We start from the raw sequence: 3,642 nt of genomic DNA, 5'->3' as shown, positions 1-3,642 counted from the left end.
GGTGTACCCGGAGCGCCGGCGGCGGTGGGCGCCGCCGGCGCTCCGGGTACACCTCCGCGGGCGCAGCCCGCCATGAGCGCGACGCCGACGCCGGCACCCGCGGTGAGCATGGCACGACGGTGGGGGGCCGGGGGGTGCTCCGCGGGTCTGTGCTCCATGCCATCGGAATGTAGCGGCGGCCCCGCACCGCGGCATGCGATCAGTCGCACGGCGGTGGGCCCGCGGCTCCGGCGGGCCTGCCCGGCGGGCATACGAATCACCAGGTCGCGGAGGCTTGCACACCGGTCGGCCGCCGTGCCGCACCCGGGGCGGCCCCACTGGGCCGACCGGTGGCACCGGGGTGCCCCGGACACCGGCTCCGGACGGGCGTGCGGCGCCGGATCCGCGAGGCATCCGTGCGGCGGTCCGGTCCGCGGGAGGGGGGAGATGCCCTCCCGTTCACCCGGCCCCGTTTGACACCGGCGTGTCGTCGGCGCCTGCTGGAAGGAGAGCACGTCACCCGAAGCCATCGGTGAGGAGGAGCGACCATGATCGTCCTGGTGGGTTACGCGAGCGAGCACGGCTCCACCCGGGAGATCGCCGAGCGAATCGCCTCGCGGCTGGAGGGAGCGGGGTATCGCGTGGAGTGCCGGTCCCTGGAGGAGGGGGACCCCGGCAACCCGACGGAGTGGGACGCGTGCGTTCTCGGCAGCGCCGTCCACAACCGGGACTGGCTGCCCGGCGCCCGGCGGTGGCTGGAGCGGTACACGGCGGAGCTGTCCCGGATGCCGGTGTGGATGTTCACCGTCGGGATGTCGCGCGCCCTGGGGTATCGGTTGAGGGCCCGTGCCGAGGAGGAGCAGCGGCGCCGGATCGTGGAGGCGTTGCGGGAGCGGATTCACCCCGTCGAGCACAGGGTGTTCTCCGGGAAGGTCCATCCGGACCACCTCAACTCGGTGGGTCGGACCCTGTTCCGGGCGATGGGCGGACGGTACGGGGACTACCGGGACTGGCCGGTGATCGAGGCGTGGGCGGACTCCGTCGCGGATCGGCTGGCCGCGTCCTCCACCGGGCGGCGGACCTCGCCGGGTGGGGGCGGGGGGAGGTGATCCCCCGGCCTCCGGGGCCGTGCGGACGGAGGCGCGGCCGGTGCCGCGCCGTCCCGTGCGGGGTGGGCCTTTGCCCGGTGGTACGACCGAGGCCGTGAGGAGAAAGGCATTTCTTCGATCACGATTGATCTTTTTCGGGCGATGAGTGAGGTCATCCGGTGGAAGGGGTGGGAGGGATCGGGAGGAGCAACGGGTTCCGTGCCGACCGGGTGACGGTCGACGAGTCGGTGCGTGTTCCCGCCATCCGGTCCCCGCCCCCGGCGGGGAGGGGGAACCGCCCCACCGGACGCGACCCGGCCACCGGGATCCGGCGGGATCCCGCCGGATCCCGGCCGGTGTTCCCGACCCCCTGCGACGAGGGAAATCACCCCCGGTGAATTACCCGAAGAATTCATTCGGGGATTTCCCTGCCCATTCCGTGGGGAATTTCGTGTCTTCCGGAGCGGGGGGACACGCCGGCTCGAAATCCGGCCGTTCCGTTGGCGCCTCGCACCGCGCATTCGATATGTCGACGGGAGTGACCGGCGGAAAGGACGCGAATCCGGTTGCCGTTCCGTTCCGGCCCGGGGGGCGCCGGCCTCCCCATGGACACCACAAGTCCCCGACCGTCCGGCGTCGTTGCAGGTGGGTCCGAGGCCCCTCCGGCGCCCCCGTCGGTTCCCGGTGCCCCTCGCCGCTCCCGCGGTCGGGGAATCCCGGGCCGACATTCCCCGAATGGCGAAAACCGTGGGACGGGCTTGCGTGTCGCATTCCCGTCGTGACAACGTGCCCTTGTCGGGATGCGACGCCCGGGCCGTCCGCCCCGGTGGTTCGGCGCCGTTCGGTGCCGCGCGTCCGTGGTCGGTGTTCGCCATTCGGCGTCGCCGGATGCCCAGCGATGCGTCGGAGGATTTCGATGGTCGATACCGAATCCCTCGGTCGTCGGGGCAGGCTCCCCCACCACGGGATCGAACCCGGCTGGGACATCATCGCCCGGGCCGGGGACATCGAGCGGTGGCGCGACGAGGCCGGACGCCTGGTCCGGGGGAGAGGCGGGGACGCCGACGCCGTGTCGGTGATCCGGCTCGGGATATCCGAACTCCTCTCCAACGTCGTCAAGCACGCCGGGGACCCGCGGTGTCGGTTGGAACTGCACCAGGTGGGGGCGACGGTGCGGGTGCGGGTCTTCGATCACTGCGGGCGGGTGCCGGTGGTGACCCTCCCCGACTGGGATGCCGAGGGGGGTCGTGGCCTGTGGCTCCTGCGCGAGATGACCGGGGCGCTCGGCTGCACCCGGGTGCCCGGTGGCAAGTGGGTCTGGTTCGCGGTGGCGTTGGGCTCCGAGGCCGGCTGAACCCTCTCGACGGGCGGGTTCCGGCCGACTCGCGGGAAGCGCTTGGCGGCCCCGCTTTTCACGGGCAAGCCGGTGGTGACGACCACTCGGGACACGGGGAACGGGCGGGCGCGCGGGGAAGGCGGTCCCGCCCCGCGACCGGTACCACCGCGGCACTCGTCGTCGGCGTGGCGGCATCGGTGGTGATCCCGGTGGCCGTACCGGCCGCGTTCCGCGCCGGATCGATCGCCCCCGCCCTCCGGGGCCGGCACCGTGATCGTCGTCGCTCCCGAGGGCGGGGACCGCGGACCCGGCACCCCCGACCGGGGCCGGTCTCCGATGGCCCGGCCCGGTCCCGGCGTACGGGGGGAGGCCCGTTCGCCGGGACACGCCGGTGCCACCGGGCCGCGCCTCCGCCCCCCGGCCGCCGGCGTCCGCGATGCTGGTTCCACCCCGGCCGGACACGGCCCCGAGCCGCGTCCGGCACCCCCGCCGAGGACCGTCGAGGAGTTCGTGTGTCCAAGCCGCCGCTGCCGTCGGGCGCGATCGAGATGCTCACCCGCCCCAACCCCTGTGTGATCGCCACCCTGCGGTCGGACGGATCCCCCGTCGCGACCCCCACCTGGTACCTGTGGGAGGACGGCCGGGTGCTGGTCAACATGGACGAGGGCCGCCGACGCCTGGCCCATGTGCGCCGCGACCCCCGGGTGACGCTCAGCGTCATGGACGAGGAGAGTTGGTACACCCACGTCAGCCTGATCGGACGCGTCGTCGACATCCGGGAGGACACCGATCTCGCCGACATCGACCGGCTCTCCCACCACTACACCGGCAAGCCCTACCCCGTGCGCGACCGGGGCAGGGTCAGCGCGTGGATCGAGATCGACCGCTGGCACGGTTGGGGCGGAATGAAGGACAACGACCAGACCGGCTGAGGGCGCGTCGGTCGGTGGGAGGCCGCCACCCGGGCGCCCTCCCACCGGCCCCGGGGCGCCTGCGGGCCCGGGCGCACCGCGGCGGCCTCCGCGCTCCCCACCGCCCCGATCGCCGCGGAGACCCGCCGGGCGAACGCATGTACGCATGCCGGACGGTGTGCGGGAGGAGGCGACGGGAGCACGCCCCGGGGCCCATGCGCCCCGCGTGCGCCCGGTAGCGGAACGTGACCACCCCTCCCGGGTGAACGCCTCCCGGTACGGCTCCCACCAGCGGGAACCCGCCTCGCGTCGCGGCGCCCCCACGCCC

General features: G+C 73.9%; 3 protein-coding genes. All 3 read left to right on the top strand.

What is annotated here, in order from left to right:
- Window positions 1-527 precede the first annotated feature (527 nt).
- The 3 genes from FOE67_RS19840 (at window position 528) to FOE67_RS19830 (ending at window position 3,335) form a co-directional block, all read left to right on the top strand.
- Entirely contained in the window at window positions 528-1,088 is a 561-nt protein-coding gene (locus FOE67_RS19840) for a flavodoxin domain-containing protein (RefSeq protein ID WP_182666198.1), read from the top strand.
- Between the two features lie 895 nt (window positions 1,089-1,983).
- Window positions 1,984-2,421 (top strand): ATP-binding protein, encoded by a 438-nt coding sequence (locus FOE67_RS19835; RefSeq protein ID WP_182666197.1) that lies wholly within the window; start codon window positions 1,984-1,986, stop codon window positions 2,419-2,421.
- 494 nt (window positions 2,422-2,915) lie between these two features.
- On the top strand, window positions 2,916-3,335 hold the full coding sequence (locus tag FOE67_RS19830; protein WP_182666196.1) for a PPOX class F420-dependent oxidoreductase: 420 nt from the start codon (window positions 2,916-2,918) through the stop codon (window positions 3,333-3,335).
- Window positions 3,336-3,642: the final 307 nt, after the last annotated feature.

The organism is Streptomyces calidiresistens (assembly GCF_014141525.1).
In the GTDB taxonomy this organism is placed as follows: Bacteria; Actinomycetota; Actinomycetes; order Streptomycetales; family Streptomycetaceae; genus Streptomyces; species Streptomyces calidiresistens.
Note: the sequence above shows the minus strand (reverse complement) of the source record. Positions and strands in the feature narration are given on the sequence as shown.

Bases quoted from the DNA above. Each gene is read 5' to 3' on its own strand.
- FOE67_RS19835 (WP_182666197.1), top strand. From the start codon at position 1,984: ATGGTCGATACCGAATCCCTCGGTCGTCGGGGCAGGCTCCCCCACCAC.
- FOE67_RS19840 (WP_182666198.1), top strand. From the start codon at position 528: ATGATCGTCCTGGTGGGTTACGCGAGCGAGCACGGCTCCACCCGGGAG.